Annotated in this window: 20 protein-coding genes and 3 rRNA genes; 2 read left to right on the top strand and 21 right to left on the bottom strand. The window is 65.9% G+C overall.

The features are described from left to right. Window positions 1-4: 4 nt before the first annotated feature. The 13 genes from xerD to tyrS all read right to left on the bottom strand — a co-directional run bounded on the left by xerD (window position 5) and on the right by tyrS (window position 17,160). Window positions 5-922, bottom strand: coding sequence for a site-specific tyrosine recombinase XerD (xerD, locus tag ACYVDN_RS02445; protein WP_460568091.1), 918 nt, complete (start codon window positions 920-922; stop codon window positions 5-7). Beyond that, window positions 919-1,590 carry an NUDIX hydrolase gene (locus ACYVDN_RS02440; RefSeq protein ID WP_460568089.1) on the bottom strand — a complete coding sequence of 224 codons (672 nt, stop codon included), beginning with the start codon at window positions 1,588-1,590 and terminating at the stop codon, window positions 919-921. The genes xerD and ACYVDN_RS02440 overlap by 4 nt, the downstream gene beginning before the upstream one ends. A 1-nt stretch (window position 1,591) precedes the next feature. Beyond that, the gene (locus tag ACYVDN_RS02435) at window positions 1,592-3,298 is read right to left on the bottom strand and encodes a CTP synthase (protein ID WP_460568087.1); all 1,707 of its coding nucleotides are present in this window, start codon (window positions 3,296-3,298) and stop codon (window positions 1,592-1,594) included. 6 nt (window positions 3,299-3,304) lie between these two features. Continuing rightward, window positions 3,305-5,050 carry a DNA repair protein RecN gene (gene recN / locus ACYVDN_RS02430; protein ID WP_460568085.1) on the bottom strand — a complete coding sequence of 582 codons (1,746 nt, stop codon included), beginning with the start codon at window positions 5,048-5,050 and terminating at the stop codon, window positions 3,305-3,307. After that, on the bottom strand, window positions 5,043-6,005 hold the full coding sequence (locus ACYVDN_RS02425; protein ID WP_460568083.1) for an NAD kinase: 963 nt from the start codon (window positions 6,003-6,005) through the stop codon (window positions 5,043-5,045). Before ACYVDN_RS02425 ends, recN begins: the two co-directional genes overlap by 8 nt. Then, window positions 5,969-6,766 carry a TlyA family RNA methyltransferase gene (locus tag ACYVDN_RS02420; protein ID WP_460568081.1) on the bottom strand — a complete coding sequence of 266 codons (798 nt, stop codon included), beginning with the start codon at window positions 6,764-6,766 and terminating at the stop codon, window positions 5,969-5,971. The genes ACYVDN_RS02425 and ACYVDN_RS02420 overlap by 37 nt, the downstream gene beginning before the upstream one ends. Further along, window positions 6,759-6,911, bottom strand: coding sequence for a hypothetical protein (locus ACYVDN_RS02415; protein ID WP_460568079.1), 153 nt, complete (start codon window positions 6,909-6,911; stop codon window positions 6,759-6,761). The genes ACYVDN_RS02420 and ACYVDN_RS02415 overlap by 8 nt, the downstream gene beginning before the upstream one ends. Window positions 6,912-6,966: 55 nt before the next feature. Further along, window positions 6,967-8,004, bottom strand: coding sequence for an HAD-IIA family hydrolase (locus ACYVDN_RS02410; RefSeq protein ID WP_460568077.1), 1,038 nt, complete (start codon window positions 8,002-8,004; stop codon window positions 6,967-6,969). Continuing rightward, window positions 7,994-8,902 carry a hypothetical protein gene (locus tag ACYVDN_RS02405; RefSeq protein ID WP_460568075.1) on the bottom strand — a complete coding sequence of 303 codons (909 nt, stop codon included), beginning with the start codon at window positions 8,900-8,902 and terminating at the stop codon, window positions 7,994-7,996. The genes ACYVDN_RS02410 and ACYVDN_RS02405 overlap by 11 nt, the downstream gene beginning before the upstream one ends. Window positions 8,903-9,970: 1,068 nt before the next feature. Next, window positions 9,971-10,087 (bottom strand): 5S ribosomal RNA (gene rrf, locus ACYVDN_RS02400). Between the two features lie 188 nt (window positions 10,088-10,275). Beyond that, window positions 10,276-13,390 (bottom strand): 23S ribosomal RNA (locus ACYVDN_RS02395). 433 nt (window positions 13,391-13,823) lie between these two features. After that, window positions 13,824-15,350: ribosomal RNA gene (locus tag ACYVDN_RS02390) — 16S ribosomal RNA — on the bottom strand. The 16S, 23S and 5S rRNA genes sit together here, the layout of an rRNA operon. 511 nt (window positions 15,351-15,861) lie before the next feature. Continuing rightward, entirely contained in the window at window positions 15,862-17,160 is a 1,299-nt protein-coding gene (gene tyrS, locus ACYVDN_RS02385) for a tyrosine--tRNA ligase (protein ID WP_460568073.1), read from the bottom strand. Window positions 17,161-17,277: 117 nt separating this feature from the next. Here tyrS and ACYVDN_RS02380 point away from each other — a divergent pair, with 117 nt between their 5' ends. Continuing rightward, window positions 17,278-17,901 (top strand): DNA-binding protein, encoded by a 624-nt coding sequence (locus ACYVDN_RS02380; RefSeq protein WP_460568071.1) that lies wholly within the window; start codon window positions 17,278-17,280, stop codon window positions 17,899-17,901. Further along, window positions 17,898-18,488, top strand: a complete 591-nt coding sequence (locus tag ACYVDN_RS02375) for a hypothetical protein (protein WP_460568069.1) — start codon at window positions 17,898-17,900, stop codon at window positions 18,486-18,488. The genes ACYVDN_RS02380 and ACYVDN_RS02375 overlap by 4 nt, the downstream gene beginning before the upstream one ends. A 56-nt stretch (window positions 18,489-18,544) precedes the next feature. Here the strand turns inward: ACYVDN_RS02375 and ACYVDN_RS02370 are convergent, their stop codons facing one another. From ACYVDN_RS02370 to argC, 8 genes are read right to left on the bottom strand one after another with little or no spacing between them, the layout of a single operon-like run. Beyond that, entirely contained in the window at window positions 18,545-19,162 is a 618-nt protein-coding gene (locus tag ACYVDN_RS02370; protein ID WP_460572206.1) for a DNA-3-methyladenine glycosylase, read from the bottom strand. A 21-nt stretch (window positions 19,163-19,183) separates the two neighbouring features. Then, complete coding sequence (locus tag ACYVDN_RS02365; protein ID WP_460568067.1) at window positions 19,184-19,387, bottom strand: hypothetical protein; 204 nt, start codon at window positions 19,385-19,387, stop codon at window positions 19,184-19,186. Then, on the bottom strand, window positions 19,384-20,841 hold the full coding sequence (gene argH / locus ACYVDN_RS02360) for an argininosuccinate lyase (RefSeq protein WP_460568065.1): 1,458 nt from the start codon (window positions 20,839-20,841) through the stop codon (window positions 19,384-19,386). Before argH ends, ACYVDN_RS02365 begins: the two co-directional genes overlap by 4 nt. Next, entirely contained in the window at window positions 20,838-21,767 is a 930-nt protein-coding gene (gene argF / locus ACYVDN_RS02355; RefSeq protein WP_460568063.1) for an ornithine carbamoyltransferase, read from the bottom strand. Before argF ends, argH begins: the two co-directional genes overlap by 4 nt. After that, complete coding sequence (locus ACYVDN_RS02350; RefSeq protein WP_460568061.1) at window positions 21,764-23,008, bottom strand: aspartate aminotransferase family protein; 1,245 nt, start codon at window positions 23,006-23,008, stop codon at window positions 21,764-21,766. Before ACYVDN_RS02350 ends, argF begins: the two co-directional genes overlap by 4 nt. After that, complete coding sequence (argB, locus tag ACYVDN_RS02345; RefSeq protein ID WP_460568059.1) at window positions 23,005-23,919, bottom strand: acetylglutamate kinase; 915 nt, start codon at window positions 23,917-23,919, stop codon at window positions 23,005-23,007. Before argB ends, ACYVDN_RS02350 begins: the two co-directional genes overlap by 4 nt. Window positions 23,920-23,929: 10 nt before the next feature. After that, on the bottom strand, window positions 23,930-25,087 hold the full coding sequence (argJ, locus tag ACYVDN_RS02340) for a bifunctional glutamate N-acetyltransferase/amino-acid acetyltransferase (RefSeq protein WP_460568057.1): 1,158 nt from the start codon (window positions 25,085-25,087) through the stop codon (window positions 23,930-23,932). Next, window positions 25,084-26,127, bottom strand: coding sequence for an N-acetyl-gamma-glutamyl-phosphate reductase (gene argC / locus ACYVDN_RS02335; RefSeq protein WP_460568055.1), 1,044 nt, complete (start codon window positions 26,125-26,127; stop codon window positions 25,084-25,086). The genes argJ and argC overlap by 4 nt, the downstream gene beginning before the upstream one ends. Window positions 26,128-26,132: the final 5 nt, after the last annotated feature.

Below are 26,132 nucleotides of genomic sequence, written 5' to 3'. Positions count from 1 at the left end.
CCGACTACCTCGCCCGCGGGTGCGCCGTCGTGTACATGTCGCGCAACGTGTCAGCGGTGACGAGCGTGTAGATCTGCGTGGTCGCCACCGAGGAGTGGCCGAGCAGCTCCTGCACGACGCGCACATCGGCTCCGCCCTCCAGCAGGTGCGTCGCGAACGAGTGCCGCAGCGTGTGCGGCGAGACCGATGCCTCGAGATGCGCGCGTTCCGCCGCCGCCCTGATCACCAGCCACGCGCTCTGCCTGCTCAGTCTCGCGCCACGCGAGCCGAGGAACAGCGCGGGCGTGGCGCCCCCGCGCTGCGAGTACATCGGACGCACCCGCACGAGGTAGTCGTCGAGCGCCCGCCGCGCGAAGCTGCCGAGCGGCACGATGCGCTGCTTGCTGCCCTTGCCGGTCAGTCGCACGATCTCGCGATCGATCACGTCGTCGACGTTCAGGTCGATCGCCTCCGAGACGCGTGCGCCCGTCGCGTACAGCAGCTCCAGCAGTGCCTTGTCGCGGACGAGGGCGGGTTCATCCCCGTCCGTCGCAGCCAGCAGTGACTCGACCTGAGCGAGGGTGAGCGCCTTCGGCAGCCTCGACGGCAGCTTCGGCGGGCGAACGTCTCGCGCGGCATCCGACTCGACCTCCTGCTCGTCGAGCAGAAAGCGGTGCAGGCCGCGCACCGTCGAGAGCATGCGGGCGATGGATGACGCACCGAGCGCCAACGCCGCGTCGTGCTCCCCCCGCGTGGCCAGGTACCGCGCGTAGTCGTCCGTGTCGTGCGACGTGATCGCGCCCACGTCGGTCACCCCACGCGCTGTCAGCCAGTCGGCGTATGCCGAGAGGTCGCGCCGGTAGGCGGCGACGGTGTTCTTCGACAGACCGCGTTCGATGCCGACGTGCCTCAGGTACGCCTCGACCGCGGCGTGCGGCGTCATCGCGCTGCTTCGGGGGCGCCACCGCCGTGCGGTTCGAGCGGACGGGTCAGCCACGATCCGCGCTCCAGCGGCAGATCGGGGTCGCCGAGGGATGCGTAACCGGATGCCCGCGACACGTAGGCGGTCATGGCGGCCAGCGCGAGCGGGGCGTTGCGCAGCCTGCGTTCCTGCACGGCGCGCACCACCTCGTCGAGCGGCACCCAGCGCACCTCGATGTCGGCCTCTTCGTCCTCGCGGGCGAACACCTCGTCGGCGGCGTGCACGCCCCTCGCGAGATAGATCCTGATCACCTCGTTGTTGCCGCCGGGACTCGTGGCCACGTCGAGGAGCACGTTCCACTCGTCGGCGACGGTGTCGGCCTCCTCGGCCAGCTCCCGCTTCGCGGCCTCCAGCGTCGGCTCGTCCACCATGTCGAGCAGACCGGCCGGCAGCTCCCAGTCGCGGGAGCGCACCGGATGCCGGTACTGCTTGATGAGGAGCACACGGTCATGCTCGTCGAGCGCGAGCACCGCGACGGCGCCGGTGTGGTCGACGTACTCGCGCACGATCGTCGCGTCGGGCAGCTGAACGACGTCACGGCGCACATCCCAGACGCGGCCACGGTACGCGACCTCCGACTCGAGCACCGGCGCGAGGTAGCGGTCGTCTGCGAGGTCGTCGTACGGCATGTCAGGCATCCTCTTTCACCTCGAAGAGCCGGCTGGACTCCTGGCGGTCGAGCGCGGCGGCGATCAGCCCGTGGAACAGCGGGTGCGCGCGGTTCGGCCGCGACCGCAGCTCGGGGTGCGCCTGCGTGCCGACGTAGAACGGATGCACGTCCCGTGGCAGCTCCACGTACTCCACGAGGTGCCCGTCCGGGGATGTCCCCGAGAACACCAGACCTGCGTCGGCGATCTGCTCGCGGAAGTTGTTGTTGACCTCGTAGCGGTGACGGTGTCGCTCGGACGCCTCGGGTGCCTCGTACAGCTCCGAGACGATCGAGCCCTCCGCCAGGTGCGCCGGGTAGAGGCCGAGCCGCATGGTCCCGCCGAGGTCGCCGCCCGCGATGATCTCGACCTGCTCGGCCATCGTGGCGATGACGGGGTACCGCGTGTCGGGATCGAACTCGCTGGATGACGCGCCCTCGAGGCCCGCCTCGTGCCTGGCGTACTCGATCACCATGCACTGGAGACCCAGGCACAGTCCGAGCGACGGGATGCCGTTCTCCCTCGCGAACCGCAGCGCACCGAGCTTGCCCTCGATGCCGCGGACGCCGAACCCGCCGGGAACGCAGATGCCGTCAACCTCGGAGAGCTCGCGCGCCGCACCCTCGGGCGTCTGGCATCCATCGCTCGCGATCCAGCGCAGGTTGACCTTGGCCCGGTTGTGGAATCCGCCAGCGCGAAGCGCTTCGGTGACCGAGAGGTAGGCATCCGGAAGGTCGACGTACTTGCCGACCAGCCCGATCGTGACCTCGTGCTTGGGCTCGTGCACAACGGCCAGCAGCGCATCCCAGCTCTGCCTGTCCGGCTCCGCGGCCTGCAGCCCGAGCTGGGCGATGATGTAGTCGTCGAGGCCCTGCTCGTGCAGCATGTTCGGGATGTCGTAGATGCTCGGCACATCCACCGCGTTCACAACTGCCTGTTCGTCGACGTCGCACATCAGCGCGATCTTCTTCTTGTTGCTCTCCGAGACCGGACGGTCGCTGCGGAGCACGAGCGCGTCAGGCTGGATCCCGATCGAGCGCAGCGCCGCGACGGAGTGCTGGGTCGGCTTCGTCTTCTGCTCGCCGGACGCGTTCATGTACGGCACGAGCGAGACGTGCACGAAGAAGCAGTTCTGACGACCGAGCTCGTGACGCACCTGGCGGGCCGACTCGATGAACGGCTGCGACTCGATGTCGCCGACCGTGCCGCCGATCTCGGTGATGATCACGTCGGGCTGCGGATCGTCGGATGCCTGCAACCGCATCCTGCGCTTGATCTCGTCGGTGATGTGCGGGATGACCTGCACGGTGTCGCCCAGGTACTCGCCACGGCGCTCCATCGCGATGACCTGCGAGTAGATCTGGCCCGTGGTGACGTTGGCGGCCTGACTCAGGTTGATGTCGAGGAAGCGCTCGTAGTGGCCGATGTCGAGGTCGGTCTCCGCGCCGTCGTCGGTGACGAACACCTCGCCGTGCTGGAACGGGTTCATAGTTCCCGGATCCACGTTGAGATACGGGTCGAGCTTCTGCATCACCACCCGCAGGCCACGTGACGTGAGCAGATTGCCGAGGCTCGCTGCCGTCAGCCCCTTGCCCAACGAAGAAACGACACCACCTGTCACGAAGATGTGCTTGGTAGTGCCGTTCGACTGTGTTGCGCTTTTCTGGCCCGCGTTAGTTTTTTCCACCACGGGCTTTCATCCTACCGCTCTCCGCCTCTCGCGCGCGGACCCCGGCGCGCTGTGCCGTGCGGATTCGATCAGCTCGCGCGCGTGGGCGAGTCCACTGTCCGAGTCAGGCAGGCCGGAGAGCAGCCTGGCCATCTCCGCGGTGCGGTCGTCGCCGTCGAGCCGCCGCACGCTGGAGGCTGTGACCGACCCGTCTCCCGCCTTCACCACGGTGAGGTGGTTGGTCGCGAACGCGGCGACCTGGGCGAGGTGCGTCACGACGATCACCTGGGCGTTCTGCGCGAGTCTTGCGAGCCTGCGGCCGATCTCGATCGCCGCAGCGCCGCCCACGCCGGCGTCGATCTCGTCGAACACGAACGTGGGCACCGGATCGCTGCCGGCGAGCACCACCTCGATGGCGAGCATCACGCGCGAGAGCTCGCCGCCTGACGCACCCTTGCCCAGCGTCCGCGGCTCTGCGCCGACGTGGGGACGCAGCAGCATGGACACGCTGTCGCGCCCGGAAAGCGTGAACTCCTCGCGGGTCGTCACCTCGATCACGACCTCGGCGTCCGCCATGGCCAATGCATCGAGCTCGCGCGTCACCTCCGCGGCCAGGGTGGCCGCCGCCGCCGTACGCAGAGCCGAGACGGATGCCGCGAGAGACTCGACCTCCCCGGCATCCTGCGCGACGAGATCGTTCAGTTGGTCGATGCGCTCCTCGTCGCCTTCGAGCTCCGCGAGCCGCTCTCCCCCGTTCGCCGCACGCTCGATGACCTCGTCGAGTGTCGGACCGTACTTGCGCACCAGCACGGCCAACTCGCTGCGCCGCTCCTGCAGCACCTCGAGGTCGTGGGCGCCGTCCGCGTCGAGGACTGCGAGATAGGTGGAGAGCTGCGCGGCCGCGTCATCGATCTGGAACCCGAGTCCGGCGAGGGACTCGGCGAGTGCGCCGAGCGCAGCATCGTGCACGCCCGCGCGCTCCAGCTCGCGTCGCGCCGTCTCGAGCAAGCCGCGAACATCCGGTCCCTCGGAGTCCTCGGCCGACAGCGCCTCCCTCGCGACCGACGCACCGACGCGGAGTGCCTCGAGGTTCGTCAGCCGCTCCGCCTGTTCGGCGAGTGTCTCGTCTTCGCCGGGCTCCGGAGCCACGGCCTCGATCTCGCTCAGGGCGACACGCAGGTCATCCGCTTCACGCGCCCGGCGATCGCGCTCGTCGATCAACCGATCGAGCTCCTCACGATTCGCGTTCCATCGACGGAACGCGTGGGAGTACGCCTCGAGCGCCTCAGCCAGCTCTGCGCCGGCGAACCTGTCGAGTGCCTCGCGCTGGGCGGTCGCCGACCGCAGCCTGATCTGGTCGGACTGGCCGTGCACCACCACGAGCCGCTCGGCGAGCTCCGCCAGCACGCTGACCGGCGCACCGCGCCCTCCGACGATCGCACGACTGCGACCCTCCGCGGCAACTGAGCGGCTCAGAACGAGCTCGCCTGCTCCGGCCTCACCCGCGTCGTCCACGTCACCGCCGGCATCCCGCACCCGCTCGGCGACGTCGCCCTCGAGCGGAACGCGCCAGCGTCCCTCGACCCACAGTTGGCCGCTTCCCGAGCGCACGACCGCGCTGTCGGCACGCTGCCCGAGCAGCAGCCCGAGCGCCGTGACCACCATGGTCTTTCCCGCGCCGGTCTCACCGGTCAGGGCGGTGAACCCGGGGCCGAGCGGCAGCGTCGCATGCTCGATGACGCCGAGATCACGAATCGAGATCTCCTCAATCACGGGCGTTCGGTCCTCGCCATCCCGTGACCGGAAGGTCGAACTTGCGCACGAGCCGATCCGTAAACGGCGCGGAGTGCAGCCGTGCGAGTCTCACGGGCGTTCCCGAGCGTCGCACGGTGACCCTGGCGCCCGGCGGTAGGTCGAACGACCTGCGTCCGTCGCTCCAGATCACGGCCGGCGTCTCGCTCCGTCGCAGCAGCTCGACAGCGAGAACGGAGTCGGCGGCGACCACGAGCGGGCGGGCGAACAGCGCGTGCGCGCTGAGCGGCACCATGAGGAGCGCGTCGAGCGTCGGCCACACCACCGGACCTCCGGCGGAGAACGAGTACGCGGTCGAGCCCGTCGGCGTCGACATCACGACGCCGTCGCATCCGAAGCTCGACAGGGGACGGCCATCCACCTCGACGACCACCTCGATCATGCGCTCGCGGCTGGCCTTCTCGATGCTGGCCTCGTTGAGCGCCCAGCTCTCGTAGACGACCTCTGATCCGGAGGTCACCTGCACGGCGAGGGTCATGCGCTGCTCGACCGTGTAGTCACGATCGAGGGCGCGCGACACCGCGAGCTCCAGGTCGTCACGTTCGCTCTCCGCGAGGAAGCCGACATGGCCAAGGTTGACCCCGAGAAGCGGAACATCGCAGCCCCGCACGGTCTCCGCCGCCCGCAGGATGGTGCCGTCGCCGCCGAGCACGATCACCAGCTCGAGCATCTGCGACGTCACGCCGCCTTCGCCGAGCACAGCGGCGGTCGCCAGATCGGGGGCGGCCGCGACGATGTCTGCCCGCTCGTCCTCCCCGAGCACCGGGATGACCCCTGCTTCGAGCAGCTTGCGGCACACCTTGATGCCCGCTGTGATCGAGTCGCCCCGTCCGGTGTGCGAAACCACAAGGAAGTACCGCCGGGGTGCGTCCACGGGCCTCACTCTCCCACCATCGCGCCGATCTCGTCCAACCATTCTGTCGGATGCCGACCCGCTCGTGTGCTCAGCCAGATCAGGTACTCGTGATTCCCGTGACTTCCGGCGATGGGGGACGGAAGGATGCCAGCAGTCGGCAACCCGAGGTCCCACGCCGCCCACGCAACGCCCGAGACGGCATCCTCACGCAGCCCCGGGTCCCGAACGATGCCCTCTCGCACGCCCGTACGCCCCACCTCGAACTGCGGTTTGACGAGCAGCACGAACTCGGGGTCGCGGCCGACGGCCTCCACGAGCGCCGGAAGCACCAACGTCAGCGAGATGAAGGAGAGGTCGCCGACGACGATTCCGATCTCGCGCCCTGCGGTGTGCTCGGCGAGGGCGGCCGCGTCGAGGTAGCGCACGTTGACGCCCTCCGCCTCGGTCACCCGCGGATCGCGCGCGAGCAATGGCGACAGCTGTCCGTGTCCGACGTCGAGGGCGATCACGTGCTCTGCGCCGCGCTCCAGCAGCACCTGGGTGAACCCGCCCGTCGAGGCGCCGACGTCGAGCGCCGTCGTGCCGTTCGGATCGACGCCGAAACCGTCGAGCCCGGCGATCAGCTTGTGCGCGGCCCTGCTCACGTAGTGGTCGACGGCGGCGACGGTGATCTCGCTCTCCGGAGAGACCCGCACGGATGCCTTCACCACCGGCTTGCCGTCGACGGTCACGCGCCCGTCGACGATGAGTCTCGCCGCCTGCGTGCGGGAGCGCGCCAGCCCGCGCGAGGTGACAGCGGCATCCAGGCGTTGGTCAGGCATCCTGCTGGGGCACGTCCTCACCCTCGAGCACGTCGGCCAGCTCGCGATGCAGGCGCGTGTACGCGTCAGCGCGCTCGTCGAGCGGACGCTCCTCGATCAACCGCAGGCGGGAGACGAGCGCGTCGCCGTCGCTGTCGTCAGTCATCCCTCAACGCTACCGCCGCCGGCTGCGGTGCCACGGCATGACGGCGCCGGATCGCTCAGACGTAGAGTTCCTCCGGAACGTCCAGTGCGTAGATCGGATGTCCGCAATTCCAGATCAGCGTGCTTGCCGCGCGCAGCAGGTCGACCTCGCTCTCACCGCGCTTCGCGATGCGAACACGGTTGCCCTCGAGCCTCACCTGCGCGTCCCGCACGTCGACCCTGTCGCGGTTCCGTGAGATCTTCGCTTCCGGATACGGCTCGCTCAGCTCGCGCAGGTCGGAGAGAACGTAGGTGGGTCGCTCATCCTTTCCGGCGGCCAGCACCTGCTTCGCCCTGTCGATTCCCGTCAGCACCAGAGCCGAGGGGATGCCCGCCCGATTCGCCCCGAGAATGTCGGTGTCCAGGCGGTCACCGATCACGAGCGGTGACTTCGCATCGAACCTCTCGATCGCCACATCGAAGATGCGGCGCTCCGGCTTGCCCGCGACGACGGGGAGCCTCCCGACCGCAGTGTGCACGGCGGAGACCAGGGTGCCATTGCCCGGCGCGACACCGCGCGCCTGAGGAATGGTCCAGTCGGTGTTCGTCGCGACCCAGTGCACGTTCTCGTCGGCCAGCGCGAAGGATGCCTCAGCCAGCTGCAACCATCCGACCTCGGGTGCGAAGCCTTGCACGACCGCGACCGGGTGATCGTCCGTGGTCCGCGTCACACGGAATCCGGCCTTCTCCAGCTCGACGACGAGCCCGTCGCCGCCGACCACCAATACCGTCGACCCCGGCTCGACCAGCTCGGCGAGCACCGCCATCGCGGCCTGCGGAGAGGTCACGACGTCCGTCGGCTCGACCTGGAGCCCGAGCTTCACGAGATGCTCGGCCACCGACGTATCGGTGCGCGAGGCATTGTTCGTGATGCACCCGACCCGGATGCCGTTACCCTGAGCCGCCGTCATCGCGTCGATCGAATACGGGATCGCGTTCGCACCCGCGTAGAGAACCCCGTCGAGGTCGGCCAGGATGACATCCACATCGTCCAGCGGGGTGCGCTCTCGGTTCTTGCCGAAGAGCCCGGGCCGTCGCGTCGTCTCACTCGTCATCGGCGCGCTCCGCTGCGGGCGCGTCGGCCCCGGCCTCAGTGCTCGCTTCGGACTCCTCGACCTCGGCGACCTCGTCCTCCACCGCTTCGACCTCGGCCGCCTCGGCGTCGACGGACTCGGCGTCGGCCGCCAGGTTGTCGGCCTCCAGGTCTTCCAGTTCCAGGTCTTCCACCTCGTCGTCAAGCTCGAGGTCTTCCACCTCCACCTCGATCAGCTCGTCTTCGGTGTCATCCTCGCCCAGGGCGGCCCTTGCGCGCTCGGCCAGCGCATACCACTCGTCCGCCTCTGCCTGCCGTCCGAGATCTTCGAGAACCGTGGCGTACGCGTCGAACAGGTCGGGGCTGTACGAGAAGGCACGAGTGCGATCGAGCTGCGGAATCTGCAGCTCTGCCAGTGCCGCGTCGGGCTGTCCCTGGTCGAGACGTGCGCCCGACATCGCGATCGCGAGCGAGACCTGCACGTCGACCGGCAGCTCCGCGCGGTCGACCGAGCGGCCGAGCTCGAGCGCTCGGTCTGGTCGCCCGACGCCCCGCTCGCTGTCCACCATGAGCGGAAGCTGGTCGTTCTTGCCCGAAATGCGCCGATACGTGCGCAGCTCGCGGAGCGCCAGCGCGTAGTCCTCGTTGGCATACGCAGTTATCGCCAGCGTCTCGCGAACGATCGCGATGCGGCCGGCCCTACGCGCGGCCGAAATCGCGTGCCGGTGCGCCAGAGCCGGGTCCTCGTCGATCAGCCGCGAGGCCATCGCGAGGTGCTGGGCGACCCACTCGGCGTTCTCTTTGCTGAGGGTCTTCAGCTCGATGCGAGCCGCACGGTTCAGGTCCTTCGCCTCGACACCGTTGGGGATGTCCGGGTCATCGTGCCTCGGACGTACCGAGCGCAGCTCCCGTGCCCTCAACTCCTCTTCGGTGAGCTGACGCTCGTGGTCGCGAGCATCGCGATCGCCACGGGCCGGACGCCCGTCGCGCGTCCACAGCCTCTGGTCTCTGTCGCTACCATGACGTCCGGTGTGAGGCTGGCGTCCAGCGTGCGGCGCACCGGCGACACGCTCGCGACCACCCCTTGGCGACGCTCCATCGTCGTGCTTGCGATAACCGCCACGATCCGCCGGCCTCCGTTCACCCGGGCGACCTGAATCCCGCTTCTGGTACCCGCCACGCTCGCCGGGGCGGCCGTCGTCGTTCCTCCGGTACCCGCCTGCGCCGCCACCGGTGCCACGACCCGCACCATCTCGCCGCTCGTACCCGCCGCGCTCTGACGGCTTGCGGTCATCGCGGCGCTGGTAGCTGCTTCGCTCGGACGACTTCCCGCCGTCACGGCGCTGGTAACCGCCGCCCTCGGACGGCTTCCTGTCATCGCGGCGCTGGTAGCTGCCGCGCTCGGACGGCTTCCTGTCATCGCGGCGCTGGTGACCACCGCGCTCGCCACCCGACGTCCCGTCATCACGCTTGCGGTATCCGCCCCCACCACTAGCACCGTCGCGGCGCTGATAAGCACCACCGGCGCCATCACGCTTCTGGTAGCGACCGTGATCACTCGCGGGCCCGCCCTCGCGACGCTGGTATCCGCCTGAGCCGCCCGATGAGCCATCGCGCTTACGGTAGCCGCCCTCGCTGCCAGACCGACCGGAGTCGTCTCGCTTGCGGTAGCCGCCTGCGCCGGCCCCCGATGAGTCGCGTCTCGGGCGGCCGCCGCCCGAAGCTCCATCGCGCGCGGCGGACGATGAGTAGCCGGCACGCCCAGAGCCGGAAGGCCGATCGCCTCGTGCACGAGAGCCACCGCTGCGTGGCGCCCCGGAGTCACGCTTGCCCCTGGCGTCGGACGAATCGCCCCGCCCTGCGGAATCGCGGTCGTCCTCTGCCATGGCTCGTCCTTCCTCGGCGGTCGTCGACCGCTCCCTGCTGAATTGTCTCGCTAACGCACAAAGTGGCCACCCGCATTGGGTGGCCACTTCGTCCTAAAAGGAGTCCGGCGGTGTCCTACTCTCCCACAGGGTCACCCCTGCAGTACCATCGGCGCTGGGAGTCTTAGCTTCCGGGTTCGGAATGTTTCCGGGCGTTTCCCTCTCGCTATGGCCGCCGTAACACTATTGATTTACAGTCTCAAAACCATGCCCCGTGTCACTGGCCGGTGCGCACTGCGGGGTGCGGTCACACGGTTCGTGTGGGGTGGTGTTGGGTTCTCGTCCGTAGATCGAGAACCACAAAGTGGACGCGAGCGAAATCTTTGGGCCCCTCATACGAGCCTTTTCAAACGTGTATGAGAGTGGTGATTATCAAGTTATCGGCTTATTAGTACCGGTCAGCTGCACAGGTCTTTAGTCCCTGCTTCCACATCCGGCCTATCAACCCAGTCGTCTGGCTGGGAGCCTCTCCCCCGAAGGGATGGAAATCTCATCTCGAGGCCGGCTTCCCGCTTAGATGCTTTCAGCGGTTATCCATCCCGAACGTAGCTAACCAGCGGTGCTCCTGGCGGAACAACTGGCACACCAGAGGTTCGTCCAACCCGGTCCTCTCGTACTAGGGTCAGATCCTCTCAAATTTCCTACGCGCGCAGCGGATAGGGACCGAACTGTCTCACGACGTTCTAAACCCAGCTCGCGTACCGCTTTAATGGGCGAACAGCCCAACCCTTGGGACCTACTCCAGCCCCAGGATGCGACGAGCCGACATCGAGGTGCCAAACCATGCCGTCGATATGGACTCTTGGGCAAGATCAGCCTGTTATCCCCGAGGTACCTTTTATCCGTTGAGCGACAGCGCTTCCACAAGCCACTGCCGGATCACTAGTCCCGACTTTCGTCCCTGCTCGACCTGTCAGTCTCACAGTCAAGCTCCCTTGTGCACTTACACTCGCCACCTGATTGCCAACCAGGTTGAGGGAACCTTTGGGCGCCTCCGTTACTCTTTAGGAGGCAACCGCCCCAGTTAAACTACCCACCAGGCACTGTCCCTGAACCGGATTACGGTTCGAAGTTAGACATCCAGAGTGACCAGAGTGGTATTTCAACAACGACTCCACGAACACTAGCGTGCCCGTCTCATAGTCTCCCACCTATCCTACACAAGCCACACCGAACACCAATACCAAGCTGTAGTAAAGGTCACGGGGTCTTTCCGTCCTGCTGCGCGTAACGAGCATCTTTACTCGTACTGCAATTTCGCCGAGTTCGCGGTTGAGACAGCTGGGAAGTCGTTACGCCATTCGTGCAGGTCGGAACTTACCCGACAAGGAATTTCGCTACCTTAGGATGGTTATAGTTACCACCGCCGTTTACTGGGGCTTAAATTCTCAGCTTCGCCTTACGGCTAACCGTTCCTCTTAACCTTCCAGCACCGGGCAGGCGTCAGTCCGTATACATCGTCTTGCGACTTGGCACGGACCTGTGTTTTTAGTAAACAGTCGCTTCCCACTGGTCTCTGCGGCCACTCCACGCTTCCCACCGCAAGGGTGTTCACGCTTCGGGCCCCCCTTCTCCCGAAGTTACGGGGGCATTTTGCCGAGTTCCTTAACCACGATTCTCTCGATCTCCTTGGTATTCTCTACCTGACCACCTGAGTCGGTTTAGGGTACGGGCGGCTGGAACCTCGCGTCGATGCTTTTCTCGGCAGCATAGGATCACTGACTTCCCCAAACGGGTCCGCATCGTGTCTCAGCCGAACGAGAGACGGATTTGCCTATCTCTCAGCCTACGCACTTGCACCGGGACAACCATCGCCCGGCATCAGCTACCTTCCTGCGTCACACCTGTTAATACGCTAGCCGCACCAGCATAGGGTCGAGTGCTAGCCCCGAACCTTCCCCCCGAAGGGATCCGGTCACGGGATTCGGACTCTTAGCATCACTGGATTGACTGGGGCGGTTCTTCGCCGGTACGGGAATATCAACCCGTTGTCCATCGACTACGCCTGTCGGCCTCGCCTTAGGTCCCGACTTACCCAGGGCGGATTAGCCTGGCCCTGGAACCCTTGGTCTTTCGGAGGACGGGTTTCTCACCCGTCTTTCGCTACTCATGCCTGCATTCTCACTCGTGTAGGCTCCACGACTGGTTCACACCGCCGCTTCACTGCCCACACGACGCTCTCCTACCCATCACCACGACTGAACCACGAAGGCTTGTCACTAATGGTAATGCCACAACTTCGGTGGCGTGCTTGAGCCCCGTTACATTGTCGGCGCGGAATCACTTGACCAGTGAGCTATTACGCACTCTTTCAAGGGTGGCTGCTTCTAAGCCAACCTCCTGGTTGTCTGTGCAACTCCACATCCTTTCCCACTTAGCACGCGCTTAGGGACCTTAGTTGGTGGTCTGGGTTGTTTCCCTCTCGACGATGAAGCTTATCCCCCACCGTCTCACTGCTGCGCTCTCACTTACCGGCATTCGGAGTTTGGCTGACGTCAGTAACCTTGTAGGGCCCATCGGCCATCCAGTAGCTCTACCTCCGGCAAGAAACACGCAACGCTGCACCTAAATGCATTTCGGAGAGAACCAGCTATCACGAAGTTTGATTGGCCTTTCACCCCTACCCACAGCTCATCCCCTCCATTTTCAACTGAAGTGGGTTCGGTCCTCCACGACGTCTTACCGTCGCTTCAACCTGGCCATGGGTAGATCACTTCGCTTCGGGTCTAGGACATGCGACTGAACGCCCTGTTCAGACTCGCTTTCGCTACGGCTACCCCACACGGGTTAACCTCGCCACATATCGCTAACTCGCAGGCTCATTCTTCAAAAGGCACGCCGTCACCCCACAAAGAGGCTCCGACGGTTTGTAAGCAAACGGTTTCAGGTACTATTTCACTCCCCTCCCGGGGTACTTTTCACCTTTCCCTCACGGTACTTGTCCGCTATCGGTCATCTGGGAGTATTTAGGCTTATCAGGTGGTCCTGACAGATTCACACGGGATTTCTCGGGCCCCGTGCTACTTGGGATACTCTCCACGCTGCGTCACACATTTCGGCTACGGGGCTACCACCCACTACGGCCGGCCATTCAAGACCGTTCGCCTATACACACGCATCACGTTCACTGTCCGGCAGAACAGCACGGAAAGTCCCACAACCCCGAACCTGCAACCCCTGCCGGGTATCACACAGGCACGGTTTAGCCTCTTCCGCGTTCGCTCGCCACTACTAACGGAATCACTGTTGTTTTCTCTTCCTGTGGGTACTGAGATGTTTCACTTCCCCACGTTCCCTCTACCCGCCCTATACATTCAGGCGGGAGTAACCAGGTCACCACAAAGGGCCTGGCCGGGTTTCCCCATTCGGACACCCTCGGATCAAAGTTCGCTTATCAACTCCCCGAGGCTTATCGCAGATTGCTACGTCCTTCTTCGGCTCCAGATGCCAAGGCATCCACCGTTTGCTCTTAAAAACTTGAAATCACATGAGTTCTAAGAATCGATCAACGTCACACCAACCCCAAAAAGGCCGGCACAACGCGGATTGACCAATGATCTAATAAATCAGATCTTTACGACCCGAACCCGAAGGTCCGGATCAAAGATGCTCGCGTCCACTGTGTAGTTCTCAAAATACGGGCGATCCCTCCCCCCACCCACCCAACCGGGCGGACAAGAAAAGGGTCCGAGAGTCGAAACGGCCCTTCAGCCGGTCCGGTCCCTCAGGACCCAACAGCGTGCATGTGCGAAACACCCCAACCCCTGCCGTTCCTTGCCCTCCGAAAAGGACCGTACTGAACAGAAGCCGCTCGGCTCCGCACCAATGTCAATGTTCCACCCATGAGCTACCAGCAGGACACATTCGGTCCTGATCTGGCGCCTGGACACCCCTGCGGGTGCCAGATGCTCCTTAGAAAGGAGGTGATCCAGCCGCACCTTCCGGTACGGCTACCTTGTTACGACTTAGTCCTAATCACCGATCCCACCTTCGACGGCTCCCTCCACAAGGGTTGGGCCACCGGCTTCGGGTGTTACCGACTTTCATGACTTGACGGGCGGTGTGTACAAGGCCCGGGAACGTATTCACCGCAGCGTTGCTGATCTGCGATTACTAGCGACTCCGACTTCATGAGGTCGAGTTGCAGACCTCAATCCGAACTGAGACCGGCTTTTTGGGATTCGCTCCACCTTACGGTATCGCAGCCCTTTGTACCGGCCATTGTAGCATGCGTGAAGCCCAAGACATAAGGGGCATGATGATTTGACGTCATCCCCACCTTCCTCCGAGTTGACCCCGGCAGTCTCCTATGAGTTCCCACCATCACGTGCTGGCAACATAGAACGAGGGTTGCGCTCGTTGCGGGACTTAACCCAACATCTCACGACACGAGCTGACGACAACCATGCACCACCTGTATACGAGTGTCCAAAGAGCTCTACATTTCTGCAGCATTCTCGTATATGTCAAGCCTTGGTAAGGTTCTTCGCGTTGCATCGAATTAATCCGCATGCTCCGCCGCTTGTGCGGGCCCCCGTCAATTCCTTTGAGTTTTAGCCTTGCGGCCGTACTCCCCAGGCGGGGCGCTTAATGCGTTAGCTGCGACACGGAAACCGTGGAATGGTCCCCACATCTAGCGCCCAACGTTTACGGCGTGGACTACCAGGGTATCTAATCCTGTTCGCTCCCCACGCTTTCGCTCCTCAGCGTCAGTTACGGCCCAGAGAACTGCCTTCGCCATCGGTGTTCTTCCTGATATCTGCGCATTCCACCGCTACACCAGGAGTTCCATTCTCCCCTACCGCACTCTAGCCTGCCCGTACCCACTGCAGACCCGAGGTTGAGCCTCGGGATTTCACAGCAGACGCGACAAACCGCCTACGAGCTCTTTACGCCCAATAATTCCGGACAACGCTCGCACCCTACGTATTACCGCGGCTGCTGGCACGTAGTTAGCCGGTGCTTCTTCTGCAGGTACCGTCACCTTACGGCTTCTTCCCTGCCAAAAGAGGTTTACAACCCGAAGGCCGTCATCCCTCACGCGGCGTTGCTGCATCAGGCTTTCGCCCATTGTGCAATATTCCCCACTGCTGCCTCCCGTAGGAGTCTGGGCCGTGTCTCAGTCCCAGTGTGGCCGGTCACCCTCTCAGGCCGGCTACCCGTCGTCGCCTTGGTAAGCCATTACCTCACCAACAAGCTGATAGGCCGCGAGTCCATCCTGAACCAAAAATTCTTTCCACCCACACACCATGCGGTGATAGGTCCTATCCAGTATTAGACGCCGTTTCCAGCGCTTATCCCAGAGTCCAGGGCAGGTTACTCACGTGTTACTCACCCGTTCGCCACTAATCCAAAGAAGCAAGCTTCTCCTTCATCGTTCGACTTGCATGTGTTAAGCACGCCGCCAGCGTTCGTCCTGAGCCAGGATCAAACTCTCCATAAAAAAATGTTTGACCTGACAAAAAGAACAAATATCAACTGACATTCATCCTCAATATCCAACCAAAAGGAATCCCAAACACTGCAAAAAACAGTGCCCGGAGTAAATTGGCATATGACATTGTGCACGCTGTTGAGTTCTCAAGGATCGGACACACCCGGTTTTCAGTCTCTCGACTTGCTCCCCGGGGCAACTTCTCTACCTTACCACCGAAGCTGACTTTGTCAAGTCGGCGATCCGCTGGACGCGCTTCATCCGATGGACGAGCTGATCCCATGCGGCTCGAGCCGACCTTGCGAGTCAGAACTCCGAGTGGGTTTTCCATCCTACAAGCCAGTGGTTCTCTCCTACAAGAGGAGGAGCTCTTCGACTGAGGATCGGTCCCGCTTGAGGCCGGAAGCTCTTCGAGCGTTCCGCACCTTTGGGGTGACGAGTGGATACATTACGGGCCCTGCCGCGCCGGTGCAAATCGCTCCTGCATCCCGGGCGTGGCGCGCGGCCCGCGGCGCGTCGACTACTCCACGAACACGCCGGCGAGGGTCTTCTTGCCTCGTCGCAGAACGGCGAGACCACTGGGCAGCACCGACCCGGCGATGGTCGCGGCGGCATCCTCGACCTTCACGTTGTTGATGTACACGCCACCCTGGCCGATCGCCCTCCTGGCCTCGGACAGGCTTGAGGTGAGACCCGTGTCGGCGAGAAGCTGCGCGATCGGTGCATCCGGTGCGGTCGTGGTGTTCGGGAGCTCGCGGAGAGCGGCCTCCAGGGTGCCGGCATCCGTCGCCGCGAGATCGCCGTTGCCGAACAGCGCCTCGGTTGCTGTGATCACGGCGTTGGTCGCTTCTGCACCGTGCACGAGTGTCGTCACCTCGCGTGCGAGCGTGCGCTGCGCTTCACGCTTGTACGGCTCGTCGGCCACCGCCTGCTCGAGGCGTTCGATCTCAGCGCGCGGCAGGAAGGTGAAGATCTTGAGGCGCTCGACGACGTCGTCGTCCAGGGCGTTGAGCCAGAACTGGTAGAAGGCGTACGGGCTCGTCAGCGTGGGATCGAGCCAGACGGCGTTGCCCTCGCTCTTACCGAACTTGGTCCCGTCGCTGTTGACGACGAGCGGCGTTCCGATGGCGTGCACCGACGCTCCCTCGACGCGATGGATGAGGTCGGTCCCGCTGGTCAGGTTGCCCCACTGGTCGCTTCCACCCGTCTGGAGCACGCACCCGTACTGCCGGTACAGCTCGAGGAAGTCGTAGCCCTGGAGGATCTGGTAGCTGAACTCGGTGTAGCTGATGCCGGCATCCGAGTTCAACCGCGCCGCGACGGCATCCTTTTTGAGCATGGTGCCCACGCGGTAGTGCTTGCCGACATCCCGGAGGAAGTCGATGGCCGACAGCGGCGCCGTCCAGTCGAGGTTGTTGACCAGGCGAACCGGGTTCTCACCTTCGTCGCTGAGGAAGCGTGAGACTTGAGCCTGCAGGCGGCCTACCCACTCCGAGACGGTCTCCTTGGTGTTCAGTGTGCGCTCGGCCGATGGTCGCGGGTCTCCGATGAGACCCGTCGAGCCGCCGACGAGGCCGAGCGGACGGTGGCCGGCCAGCTGCAGACGCCTCATGACGTTCAGCTGCACGAGGTTGCCGAGGTGCAGGCTCGGAGCCGTCGGGTCGAATCCGCAGTAGAACGTGAGCGGTCCGGAGGTCAGGGCGGCGTGAAGTGCCTCTTCGTCGGTCGACACGTGCACGTGACCACGCCAGACGAGCTCCTGCCAGACGTCGTCGAAGCTGGCATCGTTGGTCTGGGTGGCGAGGACGTCGGCTGGCACGCGATAACAGTAGCAAGGGCTCTCTGCTTATTCTCTTCTGAATTATGCCTTGAGGCTTAAGTCGTACGAGATTAAGTATGTATGCTTATATCAACGTGAATGTCAGTGGGAGGGTTCATGTTCGTCATCACCGCCGACCAGGTGGACAGCCGCAGCCGCCCCGACATCGTCGAGCCGACGCGACGTCGTCTCGACGAGACCTTCGCCGACCGACTGGCGCTCGCTGTCGATCGCAATGCGGGCGACGAGCTGCAGGCCATGACGGATGACGCCGACGCGGCACTCGCCATGGTTCTCGACCTCAGCCGCACCGGGGAGTGGAGTGTCGGCGTCGGATGCGGTGAGGTGCGACATCCCTTGCCCGATACCGTGCGCGCAGCCACCGGCCCGGCGTTCTACGCCGCCCGCGAGGCGGTGGATGCCGCCAAGAAACGACAGACGCGATTCGCTCTGCGTTCCGGGGCGGATGCCCGGGCGGTGCAGGCGTCGGACCTCGAGGCCATCGTCGACCTGCTCCTCGCACTGAGGGAGAAGCGCAGCGCCGCAGGGTGGGAGCTCTACGACCTGATGGCCGGGGGGATGACGCAGCGCGACGCCGCCGCACGTCTCGGTGTGAGCGAGCCGGCCGTGAGCTCTCGGGCGCGTGCGGCAGGCATCCATCCGGAGGCCGCCGCCGTGCCGGCCATCACTAGGCTGTTGCACGATCTTGACCGAGCGTCGAGCGAGGGAGCTGCCGAATGACCGTGTATCCGATCGCGCTTTCGGTGGTGCTTCCTGTGCTCTACTGGGCGCTCGTGATCGTCGTGGTCGGATTGGGAGTGGCCGCCTCCGCCGTCACGATCAAGACGCCGAAGCGGTGGCTGGTCGTCGCTGCGGCGACCTCCGTGGTCGTCGGACTGCTTCTGGTCGTGCTCCCGCACGGTCATCCGTTCCCCGCGGTCAGCGCGCTCCTCGGACTCGCCGTGCTCGCGCTCAGTGTTCTCGGCGGCGGCCCCGCCGTGCTCTTCGTGCTCGCGGTCGCGTCGAGGGACACCGTGCGCGAGGGCCTCCACGGCGGCATCGTCATCGAGAGAGCGGACGCGTCGACCTCCGGTGAGGTGCTGCGAGGCGGAACGGTCATCGGCATCTTCGAGCGCATCGCGACCACCGGAAGCATCATGGCGGGATTCCCCGAGGCGATCGCCGTCGTGGTCGCGATCAAGAGCGTCGGCAGATTCACCGAGCTCGATGTCGCGGAGGCGCGAGAAAGATTCATCATCGGAACCCTCGTCAGCCTGGTGTGGGCGGCGGCGTGCGGCGGTCTCTTCAGGTTCGCGATCGGGCTCTGAACCTCGGGTCTTCGGGCTCAGAACCTAGGGCGCCGAGAACCTAGGGCACCGAGGCCCTAGGGCACCGAGATCGCTTTCGGATGACGCTTGTACGGCGACACCGTCGAGTCACCCTGAATCCAGTAGCGCCACGGAAACGCGGTGGCGTCTCCCCCGTGACCACTGACCCCGGTGCGCGGTCCCGTCGCGATGACGCCTACCGGGTCATCCGCGAGCTCCACGGCGAACGGCGGCGCGAAGGCATCCGCTCCGTTCTCGTCGAGATGGATGCCCAACGCGACGGTGAGCCGAGCGGGGCCTCGTGCCAGGTCGCGGTCCGAGACACGTTCGCCCCTTCGAACCCTGGCGAGCTCGATGCCGTCGACGACCTCGCCCGCCCTGAGCAGCACAGCGGACGCCTCGCCGTCCGGCGAGCACACGAGGTTCGCGCAGGTGTGCATGCCGTACGTGAAGTAGGTGTACACGTATCCGGGCGGGCCGAACATCACACCGTTGCGCTTCGTGCGTCCGCGGAAGGCGTGCGACCCGGGGTCGGTGCCGTCACCCAGGTAGGCCTCGACCTCCGTGATGCGCAGGGTGACGGATCCGGCGTCGGTGACGTGGGTCAGCCGTGCGCCGAGGATCTCGGGCGCCACCTCGAGTGACGTCCGTTCGAAGAAGGACCTGTCGAGCATCGTCATCGTGGAGGGCTCGCCCTAGAAGAGTCGACCGCCGAGCGCGATCGTCGCGATGATGCCGCCGATGATGATGACAGCAGCCACGATGGCGATCGTGTTGATCAGCCAGCGCGGGCTGCCCACCTTACGGGGACGCGAACCGGAGTTCTCGTCAGCGTTGTTCTCGTCGGCGCCCTTCTTGTCGGAGTCGTTCTCGTCCGCTGGGCCGCGCGAAGGCGTCATCCTGCCGCCCCCTCCCCGAAGAGCGCATCGGAGAGCACCCTGATGCGCTCGGTCAGGTGCGAGCGCTGCTCTGCGACGCGCGCCGGCGCCGTTCCACCGAGCCCGTTGCGGGACTCGACGGATCCCTGCAGCGTGAGCACGCTGCGGACGTCCGGGGTGAGCGCGGGCGACACAGCTGCGAGCGCGGCGTCATCCACCTCGTCGAGTTCCAGGCCGTTCGCCTCCGCATAGGCGACGAGCGAGCCGGTGATCTCGTGGGCATCACGGAAGGGAACGTGCTGCGTGACGAGCCACTCGGCCACGTCGGTGGCGAGCGAATATCCCTGGGGAGCGAGCTCACGCATCCTGTCCGTGTGGAAGTGCAGCGTCGTGATCATGCCTGCGAACGCGGGCATCAGCACCTCGAGGGTGTCCACGGAGTCGAAGACCGGCTCCTTGTCCTCCTGCAGGTCGCGGTTGTAGGCGAGCGGAAGCCCCTTCAGTGTCGCGAGCAGCCCGGTGAGGTTGCCGATCAGACGGCCCGACTTGCCCCTCGCGAGCTCGGCGATGTCGGGGTTCTTCTTCTGCGGCATGATCGACGAACCCGTCGAGTACGAGTCGCTGAGCGTGACGAAGCCGAATTCCCGCGTGTTCCAGAGGATGACCTCCTCGGCCAGACGCGAGAGGTCGATTCCGAGCTGCGCAGTGATGAAGGCGAACTCGGCGACCAGATCCCGACTGGCCGTGCCGTCGATCGAGTTCTCGACGACGCGGGAGAACCCGAGCTCCGCTGCCACCAGCCCGGCGTCGAGACCGAGCGTGTTGCCGGCGAGGGCGCCGGACCCGTACGGTGAGGCATCCGTTCGCCTGCGCCAGTCGGCGATGCGCTCGAGATCGCGCACGAGAGGCCAGCAATGCGCGAGCAGATGGTGGGCGAGCAGAACGGGCTGCGCGTGCTGCAGGTGCGTGCGGCCGGGCATGATGGCGTCGGCGTTGGCCTCCGCCTGCGCGGCGAGCGCGTCGATCACGTCGAGGATGAGACGTGCGATGCGCTCCGAGTGGTCGAGCAGGAAGAGCCGCACGAGAGTGGCGATCTGGTCGTTGCGGCTGCGGCCGGCGCGGAGCTTGCCGCCGAGCTCGCCGCCTGCACGTTCGACCAGGCCACGCTCGAGCGCGGAATGGACGTCTTCATCGGAGGGCGCTGCGGCGAATGCGCCAGAGCGCACATCGGCGAGCAGCTCGTCGAGTGCGTCCGTCATGGCCGTCAACTCGTCGGGAGACAGATAGCCGGCCGCAGCGAGCGCTTTCGCGTGCGCCTTCGAACCCGCGATGTCGTAGTCGGCGAGCCGCCAGTCGAACTGCGTCGACCTGCTCAGCTCGGTGAGCTCTGGCGACGGGCCGCCTGAGAAGCGGCCGCCCCAGAGGGCTCCCGCTTCGCCTGCCCGGTTGCCGTCGGTGTCGTTGTGGTCGGTCATCCCTCGTTCTTCCTCAACAGCCAGGCGAGCAGAGCCTTCTGAGCGTGCAGGCGGTTCTCGGCCTCATCCCACACCACGGATGCCGGGCCGTCGATCACCGACGCCTCGACCTCGTACCCGCGATACGCCGGCAGGCAGTGCAGGAAGATCGCCTCGTCGGATGCCTCGGCCATCAGGGCGTCGTCGACACGGTAGTCACCGAACACGGCGACCCGCTCGGCCTTCTCCGACTCCTGCCCCATGGAGACCCAGGTGTCCGTCACCACGACGTCCGCGCCGCGTGCAGCCTCGTGCGCATCGGTCGTGACCAGCACCGAGCCACCCGTCTCCGTAGCGATACGACGAGCGTCGTCGAGGATGTCGGCCCGGGGCGCATAGTCGGCGGGCGCCCCGATACGCACGTGCATCCCCGCCGTGGCACACGCGAGCAGGTACGAGTGCGACATGTTGTTCGCGCCGTCGCCGACGTACGCGAGCGTGCGGCCGGCGAGCAAGCCGAACCTCTCACGCACGGTGAGGAGGTCGGCGAGCAGCTGGCACGGGTGGAAGTCATCGCTCAGTGCGTTGACGACCGGAACGGTTGTGCCGGACGCCATCTCCTCGAGGCCGGACTGCGAATAGGTGCGCCAGACGATGGCGGCCACCATGCGCTCGAGCACGCGCGCCGTGTCGGCGATCGACTCCTTCGCGCCGAGCTGGCTCTCGCCGCTGGTGATCACGAGGGGCGAGCCGCCGAGGTCGGCGATGCCGACCGAGAACGACACCCTGGTGCGGGTCGAGGTCTTGTCGAAGAACACGGCGACGGTCTGCGGTCCGGCCAGCGGACGCTCGGCGAAGCGATCGGCCTTGATGCGCAGCGCGAGGTCGAGCACCTCGGACTGCTCGGCCGGGGTCAGGTCGTCATCGCGGAGGAAGTGGCGGGTCACTGGTGGTCTCCTTCGGTGTGCTGAGCCGTGGCGTTCTGGGTCGCGGCGTGCTGAGCGGCGACGTCGTCGAGTGCCGCGCCGAAGCGGCGGCCGAACTCGGCGATCTCGGCGTCGCCGATGATGAGGGGCGGGGCAAGTCGCACCGTCGAGTCGTTGGGAGCGTTCACGATGAGCCCGTGACGCAGGGAAGCCGCGACCACGGCCGGCGCCACAGGCTCGCTGAGGCCGATGCCGATCAGCAGCCCGGCGCCCCTGATCGTCCCGATGAGCGGTGATTCGAACGCCAACACCACCTCGCGAAGGCGGGCACCGGATTCAGCGGCGTTCCCCACGAGGTCGGCGCGCTCGATCTCGCCCAACACCGCGTTCGCCGCGGCGGTCGCGAGCGGGTTTCCGCCGAACGTCGTGCCGTGCTGTCCGGGTTCGAGCAGGTCGGATGCCCGACCGAAGGTGACCAAGGCGCCGATCGGCACGCCCCCGGCCATCCCCTTCGCGAGCGTGATCGCGTCGGGCAGGATGCCGGCGTGCTGGTACCCGAACCACGCGCCGGTGCGGCCGATGCCGGTCTGGATCTCGTCGACGATGAGCAGCGCACCGTGTTCCTCCGTGAGCCGTCGCGCCTCGGCGAGATAGCCGTCCGGCAGCTCGACGACGCCCGCCTCGCCCTGGATCGGCTCGACGATGAGTGCTGCGACGGTGTCGTCCATCGCGCTCCTCAGCGCGTCGATCGTGACGTCGAGGTGCTCGACACCGGGGACCATCGGCAGGAACGGCTCTTGCATCTGCGGCTTGCCGGTGAGTGCGAGGGCGCCCATCGTGCGGCCGTGGAAGCCGCTCTTCAGGGCGAGGATGCGATGCCGGCCGCCGGCCGAATTGCGCCGCGCCAGCTTGAATGCCGCCTCGTTCGCCTCGGTCCCCGAGTTGCAGAAGAAGACCCGACCGTCCGCACCGGCGCCGGTGAGCCGCTGCAGGCGCTCGGCGAGCTCGAGGGGCGGCGCGCTGGTGAAGAGGTTGGAGACGTGCGCTAGGCGGGAGACCTGAGCCGTGACGGCATCCACCAGCACCGGGTGCGCGTGTCCGAGCGAGTTGACGGCGATGCCGCCGAGGAAGTCGAGGTACTCGTTGCCCTCGACATCCCACACGTAGGCGCCGCTGCCGTGGTCGAGCAGCAGAGGAGGCGTGGCGAACACCCCGACGAGGTCGTTGGTGTACCGCTGCTGCCAGGTGATGTCGTCGTTCACTTCGTGACCTCCGTGCCGCTGCCGCCGTTCGTGAACAGCTCGAGCAGCAGTGAATGCTCGTCGCGTCCGTCGATCACGGCCGCCTTGGGAATGCCGCCCTCGACCGCGTCGAGGCAGGCCGTCATCTTGGGGATCATGCCCGTGTCGAGCGACGGCAGCAGCTCGCGCAGCTCGACGGCGGTCATCGACGAGATGAGCGAGTCGCGGTCCGGCCAGTCGCGGTAGACGCCCGGCACGTTGGTGAGGATGACGAGCTTGGCGGCGTCCAGCGCGACGGCGAGCGCGGCGGCGGCCGCATCGGCGTTGACGTTGAGGCTGCGACCCGGCACATCGACGTCGAGCGCGATCGACGACACAACGGGGATGCGGCCGGCCTTCACCTCGGCGAGCACCGGGTCGGGGTTGACGCCGATGACGTCGCCGACCTGGCCGAGGTCTACGACCTGACCGTCGACGACAGCGCGGCGCACGCGGCCCTCGAAGAGCCGGGCGTCCTCGCCGGAGATGCCCGAGGCGAGCGCACCGTGCCGGTTGATGTGGCTCACGATATCGCGGCTGATCTGGCCTGTGAGCACCATGCGCACCACATCCATGGTCTCCGGCGTCGTGACCCGGTAGCCGCCGCGGAACTCGCTGACGATGCCGAGCCGGTCGAGCATGGCGGAGATCTGCGGGCCGCCGCCGTGCACGACGACCGGGCGGATGCCTGCGAACCGCAGGAACGCGATGTCGTCGGCGAACGACCGGATGAGCTCGTCGCTCTCCATGGCGTTGCCGCCGAACTTGATGACGATGGTCTTGTGGTGGAACGCCTTGAGCCAGGGCATCGCCTCGATGAGAACTGCCGCCTTGGCGCCGGCGTCGGCGAGAATCGGAAGGGCTGGGGGTTCGATGTCGACGGGATCGGTCATGGTCTCCGCCTCAGCTCGAGTAGGCACTGTTCTCATGCACGTAGTCGTGCGTGAGGTCGTTGGTGAGGATGGTCGCCGTCGCGTCGCCGGAGTGCAGGTCGATCACGATGCGCGTCTCGCGCGGCGTGAGGTCGACGAGGTCGCGCGACTGGTCCGGCTCCCCGGCCGTGCAGACCTGCACCCCGTTGAAGCTCACGTCGATGCCGTACGGGTCGAACTGCGCGTCGGTCGTGCCGACGGCGGCGAGCACCCTGCCCCAGTTGGGGTCGTTGCCGAAGATCGCGGCCTTGAAGAGGTTGCTGCGCGACACGGCCCGTGCGACCGTGACCGCCTCGTCGTCGGTGGCGGCGTGCACCACCTCGATGGCGATGTCGTGGGATGCCCCCTCTGCGTCGCTCTGCAGCTGAAGCGCAAGGCTCTGGCAGAGATCGGTGAGCGCGAGCGTGAACTCGTCGAAGCCGGGCGCGACCCCGGACGCACCCGAGGAGAGCAGCACGACGGTGTCGTTGGTCGACATGCAGCCGTCGGAGTCGAGGCGGTCGAACGTGACACGCGTTGCGGCTCGAAGTGCGGCATCGAGGTCGGCGGAGTCGAGGGCGGCGTCGGTGGTGAGCACCACCAGCATCGTGGCGAGCCCTGGCGCGAGCATCCCTGCACCCTTGGCCATGCCGCCGATCGACCAGCCATCGCCGGACACGATGGCCTGCTTCGGGTGGGTGTCGGTCGTCATGATGCCCTCTGCGGCGGCGAGACCGGATGCCTCGTCTGAACCGAGGTCGGCAGCGGCGGCCGCGACTCCCGCGAGCACCTTCTCTCGCGGCAGCTGGTCTCCGATCAGGCCGGTCGAGCAGACCACCACGTCGCCGGCGGAGACACCGAGGTGCTCAGCGGCGGCCTCTGCAGTCGCATGCGTGGTCTGGAAGCCCTCCGCGCCGGTGTAGCAGTTCGCTCCGCCCGAGTTGAGGACGACGGCGGAGACGATGCCGTCGCTGACGACCTGCTTGCTCCAGATGACAGGGTTGGCCAGACAGCGGTTCGACGTGAAGACGGCGGCAGCGGCCTGGGAAGGGCCGAAGTTGCGCACCACCACGAGGTCGCGGGCGCCCGTCGACTTGAGCCCGGCGGGCACTCCGGCTGCTGCGAATCCGGCGGGAGCTGTGATGGTCACGGGGCGACTCCGTTCACGCTGAGGCCGGTGGTCTCCGGCAGACCGAGTGCGATGTTGGCGCTCTGGATGGCTGCGCCTGCCGTGCCTTTGACGAGGTTGTCGACCGCGACGATCGCGACCACCCGGTTCGCGGCCGCATCGACGGTGACTCCGATGAGCGCGGTGTTCGCGCCGAGCACATCGGAGGTGCGAGGGAACTTGCCGGCCGGCAGCACCTGAACGAAGGGCTCGCCGCTGTACGCCTCGGTCCAGGCCGCGCGAACCTGCTCGACGGTGGCGCCCGGCTGGAGCGGCGCCGTCACCGTGGCCAGGATGCCGCGCGACATCGGCACGAGCACCGGCGTGAACGAGATGGCCGGGTCCTGCGCTCCAGCCGCCCGCAGGTTCTGCAGGATCTCCGGGACGTGCCTGTGCATGCCGCCGACCCCGTACGGCACGGCGTTGCCGAGCAGTTCCGATGCGAGGTAGGTGGTCTTGAGGTTCTTGCCCGCACCGCTCGGACCGACCGCGAGCACCGCGACGATGTCGGAGGCGTCGACGAGTCCGGCGGAGATACCCGGCGCGATGGCAAGGGAGACGGAGCTGGCGTTGCAGCCGGGTGCTGCGATGCGGTTGACCCCGACGAGGGCATCCCGCTGCTTTCCGTCTTCGACGGGCAGCTCGGGCACTCCGTACGGCCAGGCGCCGGCGTGCTCGCCGCCGTAGTAGGCGTCCCAGTCGCTCGCCGAGACGAGGCGGTGGTCAGCACCGCAGTCGACGACGAGCACGTCATCCCCGAGCTGTGCGCTGATCGCCCCCGATGCCCCGTGCGGCAGCGCGAGGAAGACGACGTCGTGACCGGCGAGGGTCGCGGCATCCGTCTCCTGCAGCGTGAGGTGCGCGAGCGAGCGAAGGTGCGGCTGGTGGTCGATGAGCGGTGAGCCCGCGTTGGAGCCCGCTGTGACGGTACGGATTTCGAAGTCGGGATGATCGGCGAGAATGCGGAGGATCTCTCCCCCCGCGTAGCCGGATGCGCCTGCTACGGCGACCGAATAAGACATGTCTT

It is taken from the genome of Humibacter soli (assembly GCF_054779035.1).
This window is presented reverse-complemented; position numbering and strand designations above follow the sequence as displayed.